Raw genomic sequence first — 20,728 nt, forward strand, 5'->3', positions numbered from 1 at the left:
CACGTGAACAGCGTGTCGGGATAAAGCTTATTCCCACTCACCCAGTTCGACGCGACGGTTCTGAGCACGGCCTTCAGCGGTATCGTTGCTGGCAACCGGCTGCTCTTCACCGTAACCGATAGTGGTGATGTTATCCGCGGAGAAACCCTTGTTGACCAGGTAGGATTTCACGGAATCGGCACGACGCTGGGACAGTTCCTTATTGTAGGCAGCAGGACCGACGGAGTCGGTGTGGCCTTCAAGACGGATGCGCAGCTGGTCGTTGGTCATCAGCTTCTCGGATACGCCATCTAGGATAGCTTCGGCGTTGGCCGTCAGCTGAGCGGAGTCGAACTCAAAGTTGACGTCACGCAGGACGAGATCTTCCACGCAGCCCAAGGAGTTGACTTCGGCACCAGCCGGGGTATCCGGGCACTGGTCCTGATAGTCCGGCACGCCGTCACCGTCGGAATCCAGCGGGCAGCCCTGGGCGTTGACTTCAACACCGGCCGGCGTTCCCGGGCACTGGTCCATGTAGTCCGGCACGCCGTCACCGTCGGTGTCGAGCGGGCAGCCAACGGCATCAACCGCTACGCCAGCCGGCGTGTTCGGGCACTGGTCGCGATCGTCGGGCACGCCGTCGCCATCGCTGTCCATGACGTCCGAAGAGTAGTCGGCACACAGCAGCGCGCCGGCAGTCGCGCCAGCAACACCACCAATCGCGGCACCAGTGTCTTCATCGGAATCGCCGCTAGTAGCGTAACCGACACCACCACCGATCAGACCGCCGGCAATGCCGCAGACGAACGGAGACTGATACCAAGCCTGATCGGACGAGCTGCCAGTGGATTCCATACCGGAACTGGCACAGCCAGAAAGACCGACTACCAGAGCGGAACCCAGTAGCAAGCCAGTCGTTGATTTTTTCATGTAAGACTCCTTCTTAACACAGCGCTAGTCGTAACGGGCGTTACCCAGCGGCTTCGAGTATAGAAGCCGAATTCGTCAAGAGAAAGACGTTCCTTCTCCAACGACAAAGAAATCTCTCGGCGACCGTCATGCGCGTCGACTTGAGCAGTGGTCAATGTTCCCATTGTCCCTTTTCTTTGCAGCTCCATAACAGCATTATCGATTCCAGCCCGAGATGCAAACCCGTGTCGGGACACACTGTTCTTTTTTAGCACCATTTCCAAGATTGGCAAAGGGGATTAGCAAAAACTTCGCGTTCCTGACCCTATCCTTTAGCCAGACAAGCCTTGCCCTTTCTTCCACCCGGCGAACGACACCAGAACCTCTCAGCCCCTTCTCTCTTCTTCAATGAAAGGATGCTCGTGTTACTTCCTGGAGCTGACATGGGCGCTGGAGCTGGCACTGGTGGTCTGGGCCCAATCCAGGCAAAAGGCCTGAAGCTCGATCGCTGCGAGGTGGAGCCTGCCGTCGTGTCGCTGAGCGATCTCCTCACGAACGAGATCCTCGCGGTGGCGTTCGCGCGGCGACAGCTCACGACGCGCCTGGTGCGTATGCAGCGATTCCGCCTCGGACTGCACCTCGCCAAGCACTCGCCACGCATCCCGCTCCACCAGGCGGTTATCGATGATATCGAGCAGCACCTTGCAACGTAACGCCCCTTCCACCATATCCACCTGGCGCTCGACCATGGCCTGCGACAGAGCACTCAAGCTATCGATACAATTTTGATTGGCGCGAGCAATTTCAGCGGCCCGAAACGCCTTTCGCCGCTCGACCTCACGCCACAGGCGCCAGGCATAAGCAGCGAGAGAAACAATAATCAGGATGGCGAGGACGGAAAGCCCCGCCGCAAGAGACAACGACATGAAAGAGAAGCCGCCTTCTGGTGATGTAGAGGATGTATAGATAGCCAGGAGCTGTTGCCATTTCGGCGCAACCCGCAGGGTAACAGCATCCACGGGGCACACCTACTTTCTCGATCTCGACTGGCGTGTTTCTCGACCTCGGGCTGGCGCGGGCTCAGCATGCCCAGAAAGGTCGCCAGGCTCCGTCCAGGGAAGCGCATGCCACGAAGGCCGGGTTCAGCAAGCTGTCCTGAGTGTTGTAGCGCAGCGGTTCCCACGCTTCGCAGTCCACGAGATGACCGCCGGCCCCTTCGACGACGGCTTGGGCCGCGGCGGTATCCCACTCGCTGGTAGGGCCGAACCGGGGGTAGAGATCCGCAAGCCCTTCGGCCACGCGACAACACTTGAGCGAACTTCCCAACTCCTCGACTTCGACATCGGGCAGTGACTCGATCAGGCGACGGGTGCTCGCGCCGCGATGAAAACGGCTGACCACCAGACGCAACGGCAGGGAATCGCGAACCTGCAAGGTTTGCCAGGGCTCATCGACACCAGCCTGATACCAGGCTCCCCGAGCCGGCTCACCGATCCAGACCTCGCCAGTACGGGGCTTCTCGACGACGCCCAGCACGGGTTGGTTCCGGTCGATCAATGCCACATTGACGGTGTATTGATCGGAACCCCGAATGAATTCTTTGGTGCCGTCCAGCGGATCGACCAACCAGTAAGTGGACCAGTTCCGGCGCTCCGACCAGGGAATCGAGGCCGACTCCTCGGACAGAATTGGCCAATCGCGACAGCCGATCGATGGCAAACCCTGAACGATGACCTGATGAGCCGCCAGGTCAGCAGCCGTTACCGGGCTGTCATCCGCCTTGCGCTGGGTATCGAAGGCGTCTCGTCCGATCGCCTCGATCGCTGCCCCGGCTTCACGGGACAGCGACACGAGAGGCGCGATGAGTGAATGCAGAGATGTCGTCATGGACCTGCTCTTTACTGGGAAATTCAATGGCGAATTCGATAAACAAGCCGTCGCGCATGAGCGCGTTCAGAGGGCAAGTATCCCGCCCATGGCCCCATATTAGACCAAAGGCTAAGTCGCGGTCCTCTCAGGACGCTCTACGTCTTAAGTAGAATAGAAAGGGTTCAAGCCTCTCGAAAAAGGACGTCACGTGACGGAAACCTCGAATCAAGCGCCAAACGCGCCCTCGCTAGCCGCTCGAATCGGCCTCGTTCTCGGCCCCCTCTGGGTCATCGTGACGCAAGTCATGCCAGCGCCCGCCGGCATGGAGCCCGCCGCCTGGCACTGTGTCGGGCTCGCCCTGCTGCTGGCGACTTGGTGGGCCACCGAGGCCATTCCGATCCCGGCTACCTCGCTACTCCCCATCCCGCTGGCGCCCGCCCTCGGCATTGCCGACCTCAAGGGCACCGCTGCCAGTTATGCCAACCCGACGATCTTCCTGTTCCTGGGCGGCTTTTTACTGGGCATCGCCATGCAGCGCTGGAACCTGCATCGGCGAATTGCGCTGCGCATTCTGAACGTCGTCGGCCAGAAACCCAAGCAACAGATCGCCGGCTTCATGCTGGCAACCGGCTTCATCAGCATGTGGGTCTCCAACACCGCCACTGCCATCATGATGCTGCCCATCGGCATGTCGGTGGTTTCCCTCTTCGCCAATGCCGATTCCGGCGAGGTAAAGCGCTATGCCACTGCACTGCTGCTGGCCATCGCCTACTCGGCCAGTATCGGCGGTATCGCCACGCTCATCGGTACGCCTCCCAATGCCATTCTCGCGGGCTATCTCTCCAGCGAACAGAACATCGAGCTGGGCTTTGCGCAGTGGATGGTCGTCGGCCTGCCGGTGAGCATTGCCATGATGATCGTGGCCTGGTGGTGGCTGACGCGCGGCGGCTTCAAGCTCCGGCTCGACGACGGTAGCGGCAACGTCATCGGCGATGAGCTTGCCAAGCTTGGCAAGCTGAGCCCGGCGGAAGCACGAGTCGGAATCGTCTTCCTGCTCGCCGCCCTGGCCTGGGTAACGCGGCCTCTTCTGAACGACTGGGGAGTCGAATGGCTGTCCGACACTTCGATCGCGCTGCTCGCGGGTGTCGCGCTCTTTCTGATTCCCAGCGGCAACGAGCGGTATCGTCCGCTGCTGCTGTGGGAAGATGCTAAAGACCTGCCCTGGGGCATCCTGCTGCTGTTCGGCGGCGGTCTGGCCCTGGCCAGCACCATCAGCGGCTCCGGCCTGGCGGACTGGATCGCCAATCAGCTCAATGTCTTCGGCACGTTGCCGCTCATCCTGCTGATCGGCGCCATCGTGCTGGTCATCATCTTCCTCACCGAGCTGACCTCGAACACAGCGACCGCAGCAGCATTCCTGCCGCTACTCGGTGCACTGGCCATGTCACTCGGCGTCGACCCGTTACTGATTACCGTGCCGGCCGCGATTGCCGCCAGCTGCGCCTTCATGATGCCGGTGGCCACGCCGCCCAACGCCATTGTCTTCGCGACGGGCCACATGAATATCCAGTCGATGATTCGCGCCGGCTTCTTCCTCAACCTCACCGGCACGATCCTGGTCACGCTGATCTGCCTTGGATTGATCAAGCTGCTGTGGCTATAACAGCCCAGTCGGATCGACAGCCCCGCTGGCATCGGGACAACACTCTCACGCCAGCGCGCTTCGATGACGGTCTGGGGTTCCGCTTGGCAGCGGCATCGGTAGGCTTTCGCAAGCGATTGAAAAAAAAGCCTTAAGAAGCGCTTTTCATTTATCGAACTGCAAGGTAGTATACGCAGCGTTTCGCAGGGACTGTCACGGACAGGCCGGCAGAAACCGGAGCGTGGCGCAGCTTGGTAGCGCGCTGCAATGGGGTTGCAGAGGTCGCAGGTTCGAATCCTGTCGCTCCGACCAGAAAGATTAAGAAAAACCGCCACTTACGGATCATGCCGGGTGGCGGTTTTTCGTTGTGCCTTGCTTTAGGTAGCAAATAGGTAGCAAGCGTCAGCAACAAGCAGTCATTTCCATCCATCGTCATCCAACTTTTCTTACTCTACTGCCCACCCCATGCCCCCAAGCTGTAGACGCTTCCTGTAGTGGTCAACTAATTCCGGACAGTGAATTGAGTGTTGCTTCCGCTCGTGCGGGCGACATGCCGCCGTTGTACTGATGGGGTCGCTGTCGGTTGTAGCGCTCCATCAGATAGAAGCTGATATCTCGTAAAGCCTCTTGTGCTGACAGATAGCCGATCGCGGGCATCCACTCGCTCTTGTAGCTGCGGAACAGCCGCTCCATCGGTGCGTTATCCCAGCAGTTTCCACGACGGCTCATGCTCTGTTGTATCCGGTAGCGCCACAGTCGCTGACGGAAGACTCGGCTCGCATATTGACCGCCCTGATCTGAATGGAACAGCAGCCCCGGCGGCCTGCCTCGCTGCTCGAAGGCCCTGTCCAGCGCATTGATGACCAGGGCCGCGTCGGGGCGATTAGATAATGCCCATCCGACGACGCGTCGTGCATACAGATCCAGCACGACGGCCAGATAGTGCCAACGGTTCTGTACCCACACGTAGGTGATATCGCCACACCACACCTGATTGGGCGCGGTGACAGTAAACTGACGGTTCAGGCGGTTGGGAATATCGGGTCGCTCGACCGTCGCCCGTCGGTAGGCCGGTGGTCGCGGCTGTTGGCATATCAGATCCATCTCCTGCATCAGACGTCGGACCTTGAATCGTCCCACGTCGGCCCCGGATTCCCGCATCTGCATCATGATCGTTCGGCTACCCGCGGAACGCCGGCTCTGGTTGAACAGCTCTCTAACGGTTGCGCGCAACGTCAACCGCTCGATATCGACGCGAGATCGGCGAAGGCGATGTTCGTAATAGCTCGAACGTGCAATGCCAAAGGCGCTACAGACCATATTCACAGGCTCCTGCTCACTCAACTGGTCTATCAGCGCGTACGATCGAGATCGTCCGACATCAAGAGAGCGGTAGCCTTCCTAAGAAACCCGAGCCCCTCCCTCCGTCAGCAATGGCGTCAGTTGATAACCCAGCGACTGTGCCCGACGCCTCACATTCGTCAGAATTCGTTGCCGATACCGCTCTTCATAGTAGGTGGCGCCGGGGTCCTGGTAGGTCATGCCATGACGCAAGGCGTTGTAGAACAGCACGGCGATCTTTCGAGCCGTCGCGGTGACGGCCTTGGCCTTGCCGATACGACTGGCCAGCCGTCGATAAAAGGCTCCCAGGGCAGTCTGGGTGCGGCCGACCGTGGTGGCGGCTAGCCTCAATAGTGCCGCTGCTCGGTTCTTTGTGCGTCTCGTGCGGGACGATAGCACCTTACCGCCTGAGATCTTGCTACCCGGTGACAGGGCCAGCCAGGAGGTGAAATGCTTGGCGGTAGGCCAGCGCTGCATATCCGTGCCGCACTCGCCCACCAGTTTGAGAACCAGATAGGGGCCGAGGCCATGGATTTGGGTCAGGTCAGCGCCGATGATAGTAAACAGCGATGCACGAACATCGAAGGCGGGGGCATTGGGGTTGGCATCCCGGTGGCGCGCAGCAGGGAGTGGCTTGTCAGGGACGGGTGCCGTCAGGGAGAGTCGCTTCAGCGTGGCTTCGATGAGCTGATCGCATACGGCAACATGCTCGTGATAGCTGTCGTACAGGGCGAGTGACTGGCACAAGGCCAGTAGGTGTTCCTCACGGTAATGCCCGCTCAGGGCCTGGCGAATCGTTTCCTCGCTGGCCTTGCATCGTGGATCGCGATACTCAGCCAGTATCAGCGGATCGTGCTGACCCGCGACAATGGCCCGCAGAATGCGCATGCCCGTCACACCGGTAATATCCGTCACGACATGATGGAGCTGAAGATTCATTTCCATCAGCGCTTTTTGCATATGCTGGATATGGGCAGCCGCGTAGGCTAGCAGGCGCTCACGCTGGCGAAGGGTGGCACGCAGGCTCGCCAGTTCCTGAGCGGGACGGAAACTGCCGCGTAGCAATCCGTAGGCATGCAGGCGTTGTAGCCACTGGGCATCGTTGATGTCGGTCTTTCGACCAGGGACGTTTTTGGTATCGCGAGCGTTGACCAGGATGACATCGAACCCGCGCTCTTCGAGAAGCTCATACACCGGTATCCAGTAAACACCGGTGGACTCCATGGCGACGGTGGTTATCTGCTTTTCGCCGAGCCAATCGGCCAGGAGGCAGAGGTCGCCGGTAAAGGTGTTGAATGTACGTACTGGCAGCTCATCATGATCAGGAGGGATGGCAACCACATGGAAACGCGAGCCAATGTCGATGGCGGCCGCGTGAGGGTGGACGACCTGTAACGCGTCCTTCTTGCTGCGGGAAGGTCGGGATGCCTTGCGTGTCATGGTAGGTCTCCTCATGAGCCCGGGCAGAAGGTCAGAGGAGGAATCGTAATCAGCGCAAACCTTCCTAAACGGGATCACCCCGTGGGGCATCACCACTTTCAAGTACAGAACGATTCCCGAGCCACGTTTTTTAACGGGGACAGGGCCACCAAAAAGCCAACGGCTGCGCCTCTGACACGGATTGAGTATAGGAAGCGCCAGGGTTTCTGGTACTACAAGCGGGTAACGGCCCTTAATGGTTTTTTAGTATCGCTTTCTCCCGCTCCAGCCGGTTGATGCGGCTCTCGAGTTCCTGGATTCGCTGCTGCTCGGGCGTCAGCGCTTTTGACTTTGGCGTGACACCACCGCGCTCTGCCCGGAGCTGATCTATCCAGCGTCTCAGAGGCGTTTCGCCGACATCGACGGCGCGAGCGGCTTGAGCCACGGAGTAACCCTGGTCAAGTATGAGCCCGGCGGCTTCCCGCTTGAACTCGGTGGAGAATGAACGACGTTTTCTGGCCATGGATCACCTCTACTTTGGTGGCGACGATACCACCTAAATGGGTGTCCGGTTTTAGTGAACCACTACAGGAAGCGTATGGGCAAGCCTTCCTGGACGAACTTTGCGAGCAGATACGTGGGTACGCTACCTGGATGAACGAGGAGCTCGACGACTTCTATCGGGAGTATGAGGATCAGCTAGGCCAGATCGGCCCCGACCAGGATAAAGATGCTCAAGTGCTATTGGGACTGAAAATGGCACCACATTTTTGGGCTTTCTTTGAGCATAAACGCCAAAGCGCCACGGAAATTTTACGACACCATACAAGCCCTGCAGGCGAACCCGATCCATTAATTGTGAAGTGGAACGAGGGCAGGTATGGAATCTACGTGGCACAAGTGCCTCTGGATACCGTGTCTCGCTGGCGTCAGCCTCCCCCCGTAGGGATTGTGCCGCTGATCGAGCGTGGCCTATTGATGCGCAAGGACCCTGAGCTCAGCCCGGCGGCCATTGATGCGCTTGAGGCGGACATGAGCCAGGCGGAGGTGGCCGATCGACTCACCTGGCTGCTGCACTGGCTGCGGGGTGTCGCCTGTTATCGTGCCGAAGACTATGCCTCTGCTGCCACTCACTACCAGCGAGCGTTCGACGCTGCCAAGTACACGGCCGGTGAGTACCAGTACCTGCTCGTGAACCAGTATATCGAGGTGATGGCAAAGACCCGCCAATGGCGGCAATTCAAGAAAGGCGTTCTGTGGGCCTGCTATCTCGGTGTATCGGTTCGTTGGCTTCGTGAAGACAAGCCCACCACAGACAACCTGAAAAGGGTCTACGAACTTATGGGAATGAAGCAGATGAATTGACCTTCCCCCTGGTTTAGGTCCGTCATCAATGTGAGAAACCGCTCCTTCAGGCACATTGCTGGGCATAGACCACGGGTGGCAAATAGCCCAGCGAGCTGTGCGGTCTGACATGGTTGTAGTGGGTTCTCCATTGCGTGATTTCGTGTCGTGCATCCGCCAGGCTCAAGAACCAATGCTGATTGAGGCAGCCGTCCCGGAACTTGCCGTTGAAGCTCTCGATGAACGCATTCTGCGTCGGCTTGCCCGGCTGGATGAAGGCCAGCGTCACCGTCCGCTCACGCGCCCAGAAGAACATGGCCTTGCTGGTCAGTTCCGGCCCGTTATCGCAAACAATCGAGGCTGGCAGTGAGCGCTGCTGCGCGATCTCGTCCAGGAACCGGGCCAGCCGACGTCCTGAGATAGACGTATCCACCAACTGGCCGACACACTCGCGGCTGAAATCGTCCACGATGTTCAGCACACGAAAGCGGCGTCCCGAGGCCAACTGGTCCGACACGAAGTCCATCGACCAGCGCTGGTTGGGCCTGTCCGGCAGTGGCATCGGTGTTCTCGGCCGGAGCAACCGCTTACGCCGCCGAGTTCGGGCCTGAAGACCCTGCTCGCAGTACAGCCGGTAGGTCCGCTTGCGATTGATCACCAGGCCCTCCTGACGCAACAAGGCATGCAGCAGCAAGTAGCCATAGCGGGGATAGCAGGTCGCCAAGGCTTGTAGACGGGCCCGAAGCGGCGCATCGTCACGCGGCATCACCTGGTACCGGGCTACCGACCTTGCCAGGCCCAGCAATCGGCAGGCACCTCGCTGGCTGAGCCAACCGCCTGCCACCAAGTGCTTCACCGCACGCCGCTTCGCTTCGGGCGTCACCACTTTCCCGAGACGATCTCCTTGAGCGCGGCATCGTCGAGGGCGCTTTCTGCCAACACTTTCTTCAGTCGGGCATTCTCGGCCTCCAGCTCGCGCAGGCGCTTGGCCTCGGAGACCTCCATGCCACTGTACTTGGCCTTCCAGCGATAAAGGGTCTGCTCGGTCACGCCATTCTGACGAGCCAGCTCGGCGATCGAGACCCCGCGCTCGTTGGCCTTGAGGATGCTGATGATCTGCTCTTCGGTATGTCGGTTTCGCTTCATCGCGAGATCTCCTGCTATCAGGGTAAACGTAGCGGAAATCTCACATTGACGGTGGACCGGTTTCCGGGGGAAAGGTCAGCCACCGCTAGTGAGGTAGGCATACGCCTAGCCTATTTACTAGACATTAGTCATACGGCCAATGCTCCGTTGCTTCTCCTTTAAAGTAAGACTCCACGCGCCATCAGCGGCCCGCGCCCGATTTTTATAAAAAAGTCCCCTCTGCTCCACTATCAGCTTCTGCGGCTTTCGCATTGACAGCGCAAGATCAGGCTTCCTACTATCCTATCCATATTCGGAATTCAGTATCGCATAGCAAAACAATAGTAGCTTACAAGCCAAGGAGCCTCCCCCAATGCGTCAACTAGCTCGCCGACTACTTCTTGTCTCCCTACCAATCGGCCTCGCTTTGCCAGCAATGACTATGGCTAAGGAAGTCGAGCTACCTAAAACCATGGCCTGGACCGCCTATGGCACTAATTCAAGCGGCTACGCCCAGGCCGTAGCCATCGGTGGCATGCTGCAGAACCAGTACGGTACTGCGGTACGTGTATTACCCGGCGACAACGACGTCTCACGCATGACTCCCTTGAAGACCGGCCGTGTCGATCTGTGTGCATGTGGCATTGCCAGCTACTATGGCGCCGAAGGTGTATTGATGTTCGCCCACCCTGACTGGGGCCCCCAACCACTTCGCGTGCTGAGTACATCTACTGCTTCGTTCGGCCTGGCACTGGCGGTAGCCGGTGATCTCGATGTCGAGACACCTGCCGACCTCAAGGGCAAACGCATCGCCTATATCCGGGGCGACGACGCGCTCAACAAGGGTACAGAGGCGTATTTAGCCTTCGGCGGGCTGACCTGGGACGACGTTGAACGCGTGGACTATCCCGGCTACGCGCGGTCGTTTGACGGCATTATCTCCGGAGAGGCGGATGCCTCCTTCACCACCACCGTTACACCTCCAGCCCAACAGCTTGCCAGCAGCCCACGCGGGATCAGTTGGCCGACGCTCGACCCCAACGACGAAGCGGCTTGGCAACGCATGCAAGCCGTCGCCCCGTATTTCCGTCCGCATCAGGTTACATCGGGTGCCGGTGATGTCTCTGCCGATAATCCGATCGATAGCGCAAGCTACCCCTACCCGATTATCGTCGCCAACGCCGACCTAGAGGACAATAGCGCCTATGGCTTGGTCAAGGCGCTTCAGGAAAACTACGACGCCTACAAAGACAATGCACCTGGCGCTGCCGGTTATGCGTTGGAAAACCAAGACCTCACTTGGGTCATCCCTTTCCATGATGCGGTGGTCGATTACTACAAAGAGATCGGCGTATGGACCGACGAGATGCAGGCGCATCAGGACGAACTAGTCAAGCGACAGAATTTACTGCTCGAGACGTGGGATAGCTTCACAGCCGGTGATGTTCCCCAAGAAGAAGACGCCTTTCGCGAGGCATGGATGAAGGCACGCGCTACGGCGCTGAGCGATGCCGGATTTGCCCCCATTTTTGAGTGACCGCTTACCGGCGGCCCGTCGGGAGATGCCCATTGGGGCCGCCCCGGTGGGCGTCGGTCGTTTCGCCGCCTTTAACGCTACGGATCACCCCATGACTCACTCCGCCGCCAATGAGCACGCCGACGCCGCTAAAGAGCAGGTATCCCAGGTACGCTCCCTACCTCATGCACTGCGCTGGCTACCCGGTACTATCACCGTAATACTCACGCTGATGACGCTAGACTACCTCTTCAACCTCGGACTGCTCACCGTAGTCACGGGGCTGGAGACTCAATTTTATTATGCGGTGGTGGCCCTGCTGCTGCCGCTGGTTTATCTATTGTGGCCGATGCGGCCATCCGGCCAAGACAAGCCAGTACCTTGGTACGATTATGTGTTGTTCCTGCTGACCGCCATTGTCGGCGGTTACTTCGTCGTCCAGGCCGAGCCGATCCTTGAACGCGGCTGGGCTTTCGCCGCGCCCGAGCTGGCTGTGTGGTTCAGCTACGCTTATTGGCTGCTGATTCTCGAGGCCGCCAGGCGCGCCGGGGGGTGGCCCATTGCCCTCATCGTCGCAGTATTCTCCTGTTACCCCATGGTTGCTGATGTCATGCCGGGACCAATCCAGGCATTTCCCTCGACTCCTGAGCAGACCGCTATCTACCACACCATGAGCACCGAAAGCATTATGGGCGTGCCGCTGCAAGCTTTCGCGGGGCTGGTAATTGGCTTCCTGATTTTCGGTGTGGTGTTACAAAAGACCGGGGGTGGAGCCTTCTTTATCAACCTCGCCTTCGCCCTGCTTGGCCATGTACGCGGGGGGCCAGCCAAGGTGTCAATCTTCGCCAGCGGCCTAATGGGTTCGATGAGTGGCAGCGTGATTACCAACGTCCTGACCACAGGCGTGTTGTCGATTCCCGCCATGCGGCGCATTGGCATGGGCCGTTCGTTCGCCGGAGGAGTCGAGGCCTGTGCTTCGACCGGCGGTGTGCTGATGCCGCCTGTAATGGGCGCAACTGCCTTCGTCATGGCAATGTTTCTCGATGTCCCCTACGCTGCAGTCGCCCTGGCTGCTGTAATCCCTTCGGTACTGTATTTTCTCGGCCTCTTCATCCAGATCGATGCCTATGCCGCCCGCTATAACATCAAGGGTCTTCCCAAGATCGAGCTACCCTCGGTCAGTAAAACCCTTAAGCAGGGCTGGTACTTCATCTTCGTCTTTGTGCTGTTGGTATGGATGCTGTTGGTAATGCAGCGCGAGGCGGTAGCACCGTTCTATGCCACCGCGCTACTGCTAGTAATGAATCAGTTTTCCAAATCGCATCGCTGGGGCTGGAAACAGGTCACCGATACCCTTAGCTCGGCGGCCAAGCTATTCGCTGAACTGATAGCAATCCTAGCCGGTGTTGGCATGTTGGTCGGCGCGCTGTCAATGACTGGCCTGTCAGGAACTATCGCCAACGATTTTATCCACCTCGCCGGAGGTAGCGTGCCACTGCTGCTGATCATGGGCGCGCTGACCAGTTTCGTGCTCGGCATCGGTATGACCGTGACCGCCGCCTATATCTTCCTCGCTGTGGCTCTAGCACCAGCGCTGATCCAAGGCGGCGGCCTCGATCCTATGGCTGTGCACATGTTTATCCTTTACTGGGGCATGCTGAGCTTTATTACACCACCGGTAGCGTTAGGCGCCTTCGCCGCTGCCACCGTGGCTGGCGCGAGGCCAATGGAAACCGGCTTACAGGCGATGCGCCTAGGGAGCGTAATCTATTTCATCCCGTTCATGTTCGTCCTCAATCCGGCACTGATCATGCAGGGCAGCATGATGCAGATTGCGATGGTGTTTTGCCAGGCGGTGCTCGGCATCGTGTTGTTCGCCTCGGCCATGCAAGGCTACTTGATCGGTGTCGGCCGCCTCGGTCATAAACCAGTGATTGAATCCATAATCCGCACTCTAGTGCTCATCGCCGGCCTCTGCGTTGCGCTGCCGGGGGGAGGCCCGATCCCGCTAAGCAACCTACAACTCCTGACTGTCGGTGTAGCCGCGGGCCTACCGGCAGTACTTCTCGCTCGTTGGAGCCAGCGACGCCAACGTGATGCTGACCTCGGCACGTTGACGCCACACTAATAATGGTTCCAGACCGGCGTGGGGCTTTTCGCTCCGCGCCCCCTATAACAACTCGCAGGTGCCTTTATGCTAAGTCAGCCCTGTCGTTCTCTTATTACCGGTGTTTTGCTCACCGGTCTCTTAATCAGCCCTCTCGCCAGTGCCGATATGCCCCAGACGCTTAATTGGACCGCTTACGGTACCGGCACCAGCGGCCATGCCCAGATCATGGCTATTGGGCAGATTATTCAGCAACGCAGCGGCACCCAGTTCCGGGTCATTCCTGGCGCTAACGATATTCTGCGCATGTCACCACTGAAATCCGGCCGAGTCGACCTGTGCGCCTGCGGTATCGCCAGCTACTATGGCTCTGAGGGCGTAATGATGTTCGCCAATCGCGACTGGGGGCCCCAGCCAATCCGCGTAATTAGCACGTCAATGGCTTCGTTTGGGCTGGGTATGGCCGTGGCTGGTGACATGAATGTGCAAACGCCTACTGACCTCAAGGGTAAACGGGTTGCCTACATTCGCGGTGACGATGCGCTCAACAAGGCTGTCGAAGCTTATCTGGCTTTTGGTGGATTAACCTGGGACGACGTCGAGCAAGTCGTCTTTCCCGGCTACAATAGTGCCTTCGATGGCATTATCAGCGGGCGCGCCGATGCTGCCGTGACTACCACCGTTACCCCAGCTGCTCAGCGCCTGGCGGCCAGCCCGCGTGGCATACAGTGGCCAGAACTATCGCTCGACGATACGGCTGGCTGGCATCGTATGGAGGCGGTGGCACCTTACTTCCAGCCACACAAGGTGACTACCGGCGCTGGCATCCCTGAGATTGGCTACTCGAGCGCCAGCTATCCCTACCCGATTATGGTCGGCAATGCTGATCTCGAATACGACACTGCCTACGGTTTAATCAAGACTCTGGTAGAGGACTACGATCGTTACAAGGACGCCGCACCGGGAGCGGCTGGCTATGCCGTAGAAAACCAGAACATGACTTGGGTTATTCCATTTCACGAAGCGGTCGTAGATTACTACCGTGAGGCGGGCCTTTGGACCGACGCGATGCAGGCGCATCAGCAGCGCTTAGTAAAACGTCAACAAGTGTTGGCCACCGCCTGGAATGACTACCTCGCCTCGGCTCCCGAGGACAATGATGCGTTTCGCGAGAACTGGATGGCAGCGCGCTCCCAAGCGCTGCGAAGAGCCGGTATGCCTCCGGTATTTTAATCCCCCTGCTACTGATTGGTTTCTCTCTTCTCGACCACCCTCGGGTGGTCTTTATTTATATGACGTTAACGCCAACTCGTTTTGCTTTGCGAAACTTAATTCCGAAATACTTGACCACCTCTACCTCCCGACGCATTATGTTTAGTGTCCATGCCAGACAGGGAGCCATTTCACGATGCTCAACAACAATACCGCCTCTACCGGCGATAACACGCCGGTGAGCTATGCTCGGCACTCATACGTAGGTGTGATCCGTATTGCTAGCCCACCAGTCAACGCCCTCGGTCAGGCAGTACGCCAAGGGATTGTCGACGCCCTACAACAAGCGCTCGCCGATGACGATGCGGAGGTAATCGTGTTGTTGGCAGCAGGGCGTACCTTCATTGCTGGCGCAGATATCCGAGAGTTCGGCAAGCCACCTCAGGCTCCGCTGCTATCTGACGTTGTTGCTTCACTGGAAGCTAGTCCCAAGCCACTGATCGCAGTGCTGCATGGCACCGCCCTCGGTGGTGGTTTGGAAGTTGCGCTAGGTTGTCATCTACGCATCGCCCTCGAGGGCACCCGCATTGGCCTACCTGAAGTCAAGTTGGGTCTACTGCCTGGCGCTGGTGGCACCCAACGTTTACCTCGTCTGGCCGGGGTCGCTGTCGCCCTCGACATAATTACGAGCGGGCGTTTCGTCTCTACTGCTGAGGCCTTGCACCATGGCATATTGGATGAGGTGGTGGATTCCAACGATCCGATGGCGGCGGGCTTAACCGCCGCCGAACAGTGGCTCGCAGGCCGCTACACGCCGCGAAACACGGGCGCACTTCCTGCTCCAGAAGCCGACATCGACGCAATTCAGCGCTACCGCGTGCAGTTGGAACGTGATGTACCCTACTTATATTCACCATTTCGCTGTGTGGAAGCCGTCGAGGCATCAACCCGATTACCGTTCGCCGAAGGCCTCAAACGCGAGCGTGAGTTGTTCATGCAATGCATGGACTCTCCCCAGCGTGCTGGCATGATTCACGCTTTCTTCGCCGCACGCGGTACACATAAGGTGCCGGGTATCGATTCTGACACCACATTGACTACGCTGGGCTTACTGGGCTGTCACCCATTATTCGAGACACTTGCTTCACACGCGTCCAAGGCCCAAGTGTCATTAATCAATCTTAATGATACCCCTAACTCACGGGATAATATTCAGGCCTGTCTGGTCGGACCCGATGTTAATAATAGCCAACGTCAACAGATCCGTGACTCGCTCCCCTTAGGCACGCTGATGGTGGAAATGGGCACACCACACGCCCCGCCTACCCAGCCCGACCATGCTGACGCAACCTTGGTACTCCCGCCACGCGATGTTAGCCAACCAATCTGTGAATTGGTCGATCACGCAGGCAACGCTGTATTGGTTCAAGCGCTAGCCAACACGCTTAAACAGCTAAAACATCAAGTGGTGGTGACCCGCAATAAAAGCGTTATCGCTACGCTCAATGAAGCATTGAGAGATGCTTTGACTGAGGTTCCAGAGCTTCAGGCCGCCGCCTGGCAAAGCCAGGGATGGGACCTGTCGCCCTGGCTATCGAGCGAGGTGTCCACGACACACAACGCCGAAGCCTCTCGAGATTCACAGCAGCTGCTGGATCTCGCCTGGCAGCAAGCTGCGGCGAAGACCGTACAGGCCGACCAGGTACATCGCGACGGCGATATCGATGTGCTAGCAATCCACGCCTTCGGCTACCCCCCGCATCTAGGTGGCCCCTCCTTTCGCAGCAAGACCTCCCGCTGAGCCGCATTCTTACTGATGAGACCGTTATGAACCTACAGTTCACCACAGCAGAAAATGCCTTTCGCGATGAAGTGCGCACCTTTCTCGCAGAGGCATTGCCGAGCGATATTCAAAATAAGGTGCGCCTGGGCCAGCGCTTGAGCGCCGAGGAGCATGTACGCTGGCAGAATCGTCTTAATGAGCGCGGCTGGCTCGCACCGGGCTGGCCTGTTGAGCATGGAGGCACTGGCTGGAGTCCGGTCGAAAAATACATTTTCGAGGAAGAGTGTGCTGCTGCTCATGCGCCCACTATAGTGCCGTTTGGTGTCAACATGGTTGCCCCAGTGATCATCCGCTTTGGCAGCGAGGACCAGAAGCGCTTCTACCTCCCCCGTATCCTCAATAACACCGACTGGTGGTGCCAAGGCTACTCCGAGCCCGGCGCCGGATCTGATCTCGCCAGCCTCAAGACCCGCGCCGAGCGCGACGGTGACTACTATATCGTCAACGGTCAGAAGACATGGACCACGCTTGGCCAGCATGCCAACCAGATGTTCTGCCTGGTGCGCACCGACTCCCAGGCCAAAAAACAGGCCGGCATCAGCTTCCTGCTGATCGATATGAACACGCCAGGGATCACGGTGCGTCCAATTATTACTCTTGATGGTGCTCACGAGGTCAACGAGGTGTTTCTCGATGATGTCCGCGTGCCGGTCAAAAATCGCGTCGGCGATGAAGGCGAGGGCTGGACCTGTGCCAAGTTTCTGCTTACCCATGAGCGTACTGGCATCGCCGGTCTGGGTCATGCCAAACAGGCGCTACGTCACCTTAAGGATGTAGCCCGGCGCCAGCCCCATCGCGGCCGAGCGCTAATCGAATCATGGAGCTTTCGCGAACAGATCGCTCGCGCCGAGCTCGAGCTGATGGCCCTCGAAGTCACCAACCTACGAGTACTTGCCGCTGCTCGCGATGGTGGAGCCCCGGGGGCCGAAAGCTCCTTGCTCAAGATACGCGGCTCGGAGCTGCGCCAGCGCTTAAGTGATTTGACACGCCGCGCGCTGGGCCCGCAGGCGTTGCCGTTCTTTGCTGACTTCCTCGCCGGTAACGACGACAGTCTTGATGAGGAGCAGGCCTTCGCCGCCGCGGCAAGCACACAGTACTTTAATCGCCGCAAGCTATCGATCTACGGCGGCGCCAACGAAATCCAGAAGAATATCGTCGCCAAGACGATCCTCGGCATGTAAGGAGCGCGTATGGACTTCTCCCTGAGCGACGAGCAGCGCATGCTCGATGAGACAGTGTCACGCTTGGTCGCTGATCGCTGTAATCCCGAGCAGCGCCGCGCGCTGATCAATGAACGCAGCACCTCTCCATCTCCATTGTGGCGTACCTTCGCCGAGTTGGGGCTACTGGCGATGCCTTTCAGTGAAGCGGTCGGCGGGCTGGGCGGCGATGGCATCGATATGATGCTGATCATGCAGTCGCTAGGCCGTGGGCTAGTTCCCGAGGCCTACCTAGACGGCTTGGTAATCCCAGGCATGCTATTGGCTCGGCTCGGCGATGACGCCCAGCGCGATCGTTGGCTGATCCCCCTCTTGGAAGGCCAACACCAGTTGGCGTTGGCCTGGCATGAGGCCAGCAGCCGCTACGAGATTAACACCCCTACGACCTGCGCCACACGTAGCGACAATAGATGGAAATTGCAGGGCCGTAAGCAGGTGGTACTCAACGCGCCCAACGCAGCGGCTCTACTAGTCACCGCGCGTCTCGATGATGATGTGCTCAGCCTGTTTCTAGTCCCTTCTGAGTCCGAAGGGCTGCGTCGCCGTGACTACGCCACCCTTGATGACCAGTATGCCAGCGATATCGATATCGACCTTACACTCCCCGCCTCGGCCCTACTTGCAAGCGGCGAGAACCTGCGCACAGCCCTAGACGAAGCACTCGCGATGGGCCGAGCGGCGCTGTGCGCCGAGGCGGTAGGTGCCATGGAGAGGGCTTGTGAGCAGACCCTAGACTATCTCAAGGAACGCCAACAGTTCGGCACCCCATTGAGTCGCCAACAGGCTCTGCAACATCGCATGGTCGACATGTACCTGCACCTGGAACAGGCCCGTTCGATGGCAATTCTCGCTGCCACCAGCCTGACGCTGCCAGACGAGCAGCGTGACTACCGAGTCGCTGCCGCCAAGGCTTATATCGGCGAGGCCGCCCAGTTCGTCGCAGAGCAAGCAATTCAATTACACGGCGGCATGGGCATGACCGAAGAGTGCTCCGTTGCCCACTATGCCAAGCGGTTGATTTTGATCGATCACGCGCTGGGCGATCGCGACTATCACCTCGACACCGTTATAGCTCGACTCGACACAGCGGCATAAGGATGCGCTGTCGCAGTATATCGACACGCTATCGGGCCTAGGCGCTCTGTCCTACATGGCCCGTTTACCGTCTACGAGAATAGCTTGGGAGTTAAAAGTGGAACGCGAATCAATGGACTTCGACGTGGTCATCGTCGGTGCCGGACCCAGCGGGTTGGCCGCCGCCTGTCGGCTGATGCAGCAGGCCAACGAAGCCGAACGTGAATTCAGTGTCTGCGTAGTCGAGAAGGGCTCTGAAGTCGGTGCACATATTATCTCCGGTGCGGTGTTCGAGCCACGCGCGCTAGATGAATTGTTTCCCGACTGGCAAGAGCGTGGCGCGCCCTTGACCACACCAGCGACCCGCGACGAGGTCTACCTACTCAAGGACGCCGAGACGGCCCAAAAGCTGCCCAACGCTCTGGTCCCCAAGACTATGCACAACGCAGGGGGACCGACCACGAATTACGTAATCAGCGCTGGCAACTTATGTCGGTGGCTGGGCGAACAGGCCGAGGCACTGGGCGTGGAGATATTTCCAGGTTTCGCCGCCCAAGAGGCGTTGGTCGACGACGACGGCATCGTGCGCGGCATAGTTACCGGTGACATGGGGGTGGCCGCTGACGGCAGCGAGAAAAGCGGTTACATGCCAGGTATGGAGCTACGCGCTAAGTATACGCTCTTTGCCGAAGGGGCCCGTGGACATATAGGTAAGCGACTCATCGAGCATTTCGACCTCGACGCGGACAGCGATCCACAGCACTACGCCATTGGCCTTAAAGAATTATGGGATGTCCCAGCCGAGGCGCATGAACCAGGGCTGGTGCTGCACGGCTCGGGCTGGCCACTTGAGAAGGACATGCACGGCGGCTTCTTCCTCTACCACGCTGAAAATCAGCAAGTAGTAGTGGGCCTGATTGTCGATTTAGGCTATGCCAATCCCTACCTGTCTCCATTCGATGAGTTCCAGCGAATGAAGCATCACCCGCTACTTAAACCTTACCTTGAGGGCGGTTCGCGGGTGGCCTACGGCGCACGAGCCATCACCAAGGGCGGACTCAACTGTTTACCGAAGATGACTTTTCCCGGTGGGCTGCTGATTGGCTGCGATGCCGGGACATTGAATTTTGCCAAGATTAAAGGCCTGCATACGGCAATGAAGTCCGGCATGCTGGCCGCCGAAGTAGTGTTCGAGGCCCTTGCCCGTGGTGACGAAGGCGGCGAGGAACTCACCGACTTTACTGCAAAGTGGCAGCACAGCTGGGCCTATCAAGAGCTCAAGGCCACTGCCAGCTTCGGCCCAGCAATCCACAAGTACGGCACTGTGGGCGGTGGCGCCTTCAATTTTCTCGACCAATTGCTCGGAGGTAAGCTGCCGACGGTCCACGATACCACGCCGGATCATGCTCGACTCCAGCGTGCTGACTCCAGCCAAGTGATCAACTACCCCAAGCCTGACGGTAAGCTCTCCTTCGACAAGCCCTCATCGGTGTTCCTGTCTAACACCAACCATGAGGAGGATCAGCCATGCCATCTAAAACTCTCTGACCCCGATCTGCCGACTCGTGACAATCTGCCGAAATACTCAGAGCCAGCGCAACGCTACTGCCCCGTAGGCGTTTACGAGGTGGTTGAGGACGATGCCGGAAAGCCTTACTTCCAGATCAACTTTCAGAACTGCATCCACTGTAAGACCTGCGACATCAAGGACCCAGCGCAGAATATTACTTGGGTGGCGCCAGAGGGAGGTGGTGGGCCTAACTATCCCAACATGTAAAAGCCGTTGTTCTTGTTCAAATTCATTAAGTGTTGGCTAAAACAGACCCGCCCTGGCGGGACGGGGTCTTATCTAACCCCAAGGCTATCAGAAATCATTCGTTCGATTGAAAAGGAGGTTTACGTGACATTGAAGGCGTCGTTGCCTCGAGCTGAACGTAACCTCAATTCAATTTTACCGCGTCAGGCAGGCGTAAACAGTTCAGGCCGGCTGCAACTGCGTCGGAGTTAAGCTCAAGTCTGGTGGATGGGAGGAGGTAGGAAGGGTGGCGTATCCTGTTGATTGATCACGACCAAGATCTCAACCAACACGAGTGGATACGCCATGACCGATTCTACCCTCCAGGCTCTT

The 20,728-nt window shown here is 58.5% G+C and carries 14 protein-coding genes, 1 tRNA gene and 2 pseudogenes; 10 read left to right on the top strand and 7 right to left on the bottom strand.

The window, feature by feature from the left end:
* Positions 1-27: 27 nt before the first annotated feature.
* The 3 genes from R3F72_RS10675 to cysQ all read right to left on the bottom strand — a co-directional run bounded on the left by R3F72_RS10675 (position 28) and on the right by cysQ (position 2,775).
* Positions 28-909, bottom strand: a complete 882-nt coding sequence (locus R3F72_RS10675) for an OmpA family protein (RefSeq protein ID WP_087719678.1) — start codon at positions 907-909, stop codon at positions 28-30.
* A 404-nt stretch (positions 910-1,313) separates the two neighbouring features.
* On the bottom strand, positions 1,314-1,907 hold the full coding sequence (locus R3F72_RS10680) for a DUF2489 domain-containing protein (protein ID WP_256961285.1): 594 nt from the start codon (positions 1,905-1,907) through the stop codon (positions 1,314-1,316).
* A 61-nt stretch (positions 1,908-1,968) separates the two neighbouring features.
* Positions 1,969-2,775, bottom strand: coding sequence for a 3'(2'),5'-bisphosphate nucleotidase CysQ (cysQ, locus tag R3F72_RS10685; protein WP_087719676.1), 807 nt, complete (start codon positions 2,773-2,775; stop codon positions 1,969-1,971).
* A gap of 190 nt (positions 2,776-2,965) precedes the next feature.
* Here cysQ and R3F72_RS10690 point away from each other — a divergent pair, with 190 nt between their 5' ends.
* On the top strand, positions 2,966-4,420 hold the full coding sequence (locus R3F72_RS10690; RefSeq protein ID WP_087719675.1) for an SLC13 family permease: 1,455 nt from the start codon (positions 2,966-2,968) through the stop codon (positions 4,418-4,420).
* A gap of 214 nt (positions 4,421-4,634) precedes the next feature.
* A tRNA-Pro gene (locus tag R3F72_RS10695) sits at positions 4,635-4,711 on the top strand.
* A 186-nt stretch (positions 4,712-4,897) separates the two neighbouring features.
* Here R3F72_RS10695 and R3F72_RS10700 read toward each other — a convergent pair.
* From R3F72_RS10700 to R3F72_RS10710, 3 genes and pseudogenes are all read right to left on the bottom strand, one after another.
* A pseudogene (locus tag R3F72_RS10700) lies at positions 4,898-5,800 on the bottom strand (IS3 family transposase); the annotation flags it as partial.
* Positions 5,801-7,180, bottom strand: coding sequence for an IS110 family transposase (locus R3F72_RS10705; RefSeq protein WP_332779611.1), 1,380 nt, complete (start codon positions 7,178-7,180; stop codon positions 5,801-5,803). It abuts the pseudogene before it with no gap.
* Positions 7,181-7,421: 241 nt separating this feature from the next.
* Positions 7,422-7,682: pseudogene (locus R3F72_RS10710) on the bottom strand (transposase); the annotation flags it as partial.
* Here R3F72_RS10710 and R3F72_RS10715 point away from each other — a divergent pair.
* A complete protein-coding gene (locus R3F72_RS10715) occupies positions 7,661-8,524 on the top strand; it encodes a hypothetical protein (RefSeq protein WP_332779612.1) in 864 nt (287 codons plus the stop codon). The pseudogene R3F72_RS10710 and the gene R3F72_RS10715 sit on opposite strands and share 22 nt — an antisense overlap.
* Before the next feature lie 46 nt (positions 8,525-8,570).
* On the opposite strand, the gene R3F72_RS10720 is transcribed toward R3F72_RS10715, so the two are convergent.
* Positions 8,571-9,649 (bottom strand): IS3 family transposase gene (locus R3F72_RS10720; RefSeq protein WP_332779613.1). Its coding sequence is split into 2 segments (ribosomal slippage): positions 8,571-9,394 and positions 9,394-9,649, totalling 1,080 coding nucleotides; the frame shifts between segments, so codons are not numbered across the junction.
* A gap of 352 nt (positions 9,650-10,001) precedes the next feature.
* Between R3F72_RS10720 and R3F72_RS10725 the strand changes: the two genes are divergently transcribed.
* The 7 genes from R3F72_RS10725 to R3F72_RS10755 all read left to right on the top strand — a co-directional run bounded on the left by R3F72_RS10725 (position 10,002) and on the right by R3F72_RS10755 (position 20,377).
* Positions 10,002-11,165, top strand: a complete 1,164-nt coding sequence (locus R3F72_RS10725; protein ID WP_087721069.1) for a TAXI family TRAP transporter solute-binding subunit — start codon at positions 10,002-10,004, stop codon at positions 11,163-11,165.
* 91 nt (positions 11,166-11,256) lie between these two features.
* Positions 11,257-13,272, top strand: coding sequence for a TRAP transporter permease (locus R3F72_RS10730; protein ID WP_332779614.1), 2,016 nt, complete (start codon positions 11,257-11,259; stop codon positions 13,270-13,272).
* A gap of 66 nt (positions 13,273-13,338) precedes the next feature.
* Positions 13,339-14,484 carry a TAXI family TRAP transporter solute-binding subunit gene (locus R3F72_RS10735; RefSeq protein WP_087720894.1) on the top strand — a complete coding sequence of 382 codons (1,146 nt, stop codon included), beginning with the start codon at positions 13,339-13,341 and terminating at the stop codon, positions 14,482-14,484.
* 175 nt (positions 14,485-14,659) lie between these two features.
* Positions 14,660-16,264, top strand: coding sequence for an enoyl-CoA hydratase/isomerase family protein (locus R3F72_RS10740; protein ID WP_332779615.1), 1,605 nt, complete (start codon positions 14,660-14,662; stop codon positions 16,262-16,264).
* Between the two features lie 26 nt (positions 16,265-16,290).
* Positions 16,291-17,487: an acyl-CoA dehydrogenase family protein gene (locus tag R3F72_RS10745; protein ID WP_087720890.1), complete on the top strand. Its 1,197-nt coding sequence runs from the start codon at positions 16,291-16,293 to the stop codon at positions 17,485-17,487.
* Positions 17,488-17,496: 9 nt separating this feature from the next.
* The gene (locus tag R3F72_RS10750; protein ID WP_332779616.1) at positions 17,497-18,621 is read left to right on the top strand and encodes an acyl-CoA dehydrogenase family protein; all 1,125 of its coding nucleotides are present in this window, start codon (positions 17,497-17,499) and stop codon (positions 18,619-18,621) included.
* A gap of 55 nt (positions 18,622-18,676) precedes the next feature.
* Complete coding sequence (locus tag R3F72_RS10755; RefSeq protein WP_332779617.1) at positions 18,677-20,377, top strand: electron transfer flavoprotein-ubiquinone oxidoreductase; 1,701 nt, start codon at positions 18,677-18,679, stop codon at positions 20,375-20,377.
* Positions 20,378-20,728 lie beyond the last annotated feature (351 nt).

The organism is Salinicola sp. 4072, from assembly GCF_036663415.1.
GTDB classification, from domain to species: Bacteria; Pseudomonadota; Gammaproteobacteria; order Pseudomonadales; family Halomonadaceae; genus Salinicola; species Salinicola salarius_A.

Bases quoted from the DNA above. Each gene is read 5' to 3' on its own strand.
- cysQ (WP_087719676.1), bottom strand. From the start codon at position 2,775: ATGACGACATCTCTGCATTCACTCATCGCGCCTCTCGTGTCGCTGTCC.
- R3F72_RS10740 (WP_332779615.1), top strand. From the start codon at position 14,660: ATGCTCAACAACAATACCGCCTCTACCGGCGATAACACGCCGGTGAGC.
- R3F72_RS10675 (WP_087719678.1), bottom strand. From the start codon at position 909: ATGAAAAAATCAACGACTGGCTTGCTACTGGGTTCCGCTCTGGTAGTC.
- R3F72_RS10745 (WP_087720890.1), top strand. From the start codon at position 16,291: ATGAACCTACAGTTCACCACAGCAGAAAATGCCTTTCGCGATGAAGTG.
- R3F72_RS10750 (WP_332779616.1), top strand. From the start codon at position 17,497: ATGGACTTCTCCCTGAGCGACGAGCAGCGCATGCTCGATGAGACAGTG.
- R3F72_RS10715 (WP_332779612.1), top strand. From the start codon at position 7,661: ATGAACGACGTTTTCTGGCCATGGATCACCTCTACTTTGGTGGCGACG.
- R3F72_RS10725 (WP_087721069.1), top strand. From the start codon at position 10,002: ATGCGTCAACTAGCTCGCCGACTACTTCTTGTCTCCCTACCAATCGGC.
- R3F72_RS10705 (WP_332779611.1), bottom strand. From the start codon at position 7,180: ATGACACGCAAGGCATCCCGACCTTCCCGCAGCAAGAAGGACGCGTTA.
- R3F72_RS10735 (WP_087720894.1), top strand. From the start codon at position 13,339: ATGCTAAGTCAGCCCTGTCGTTCTCTTATTACCGGTGTTTTGCTCACC.
- R3F72_RS10755 (WP_332779617.1), top strand. From the start codon at position 18,677: ATGGCCCGTTTACCGTCTACGAGAATAGCTTGGGAGTTAAAAGTGGAA.
- R3F72_RS10730 (WP_332779614.1), top strand. From the start codon at position 11,257: ATGACTCACTCCGCCGCCAATGAGCACGCCGACGCCGCTAAAGAGCAG.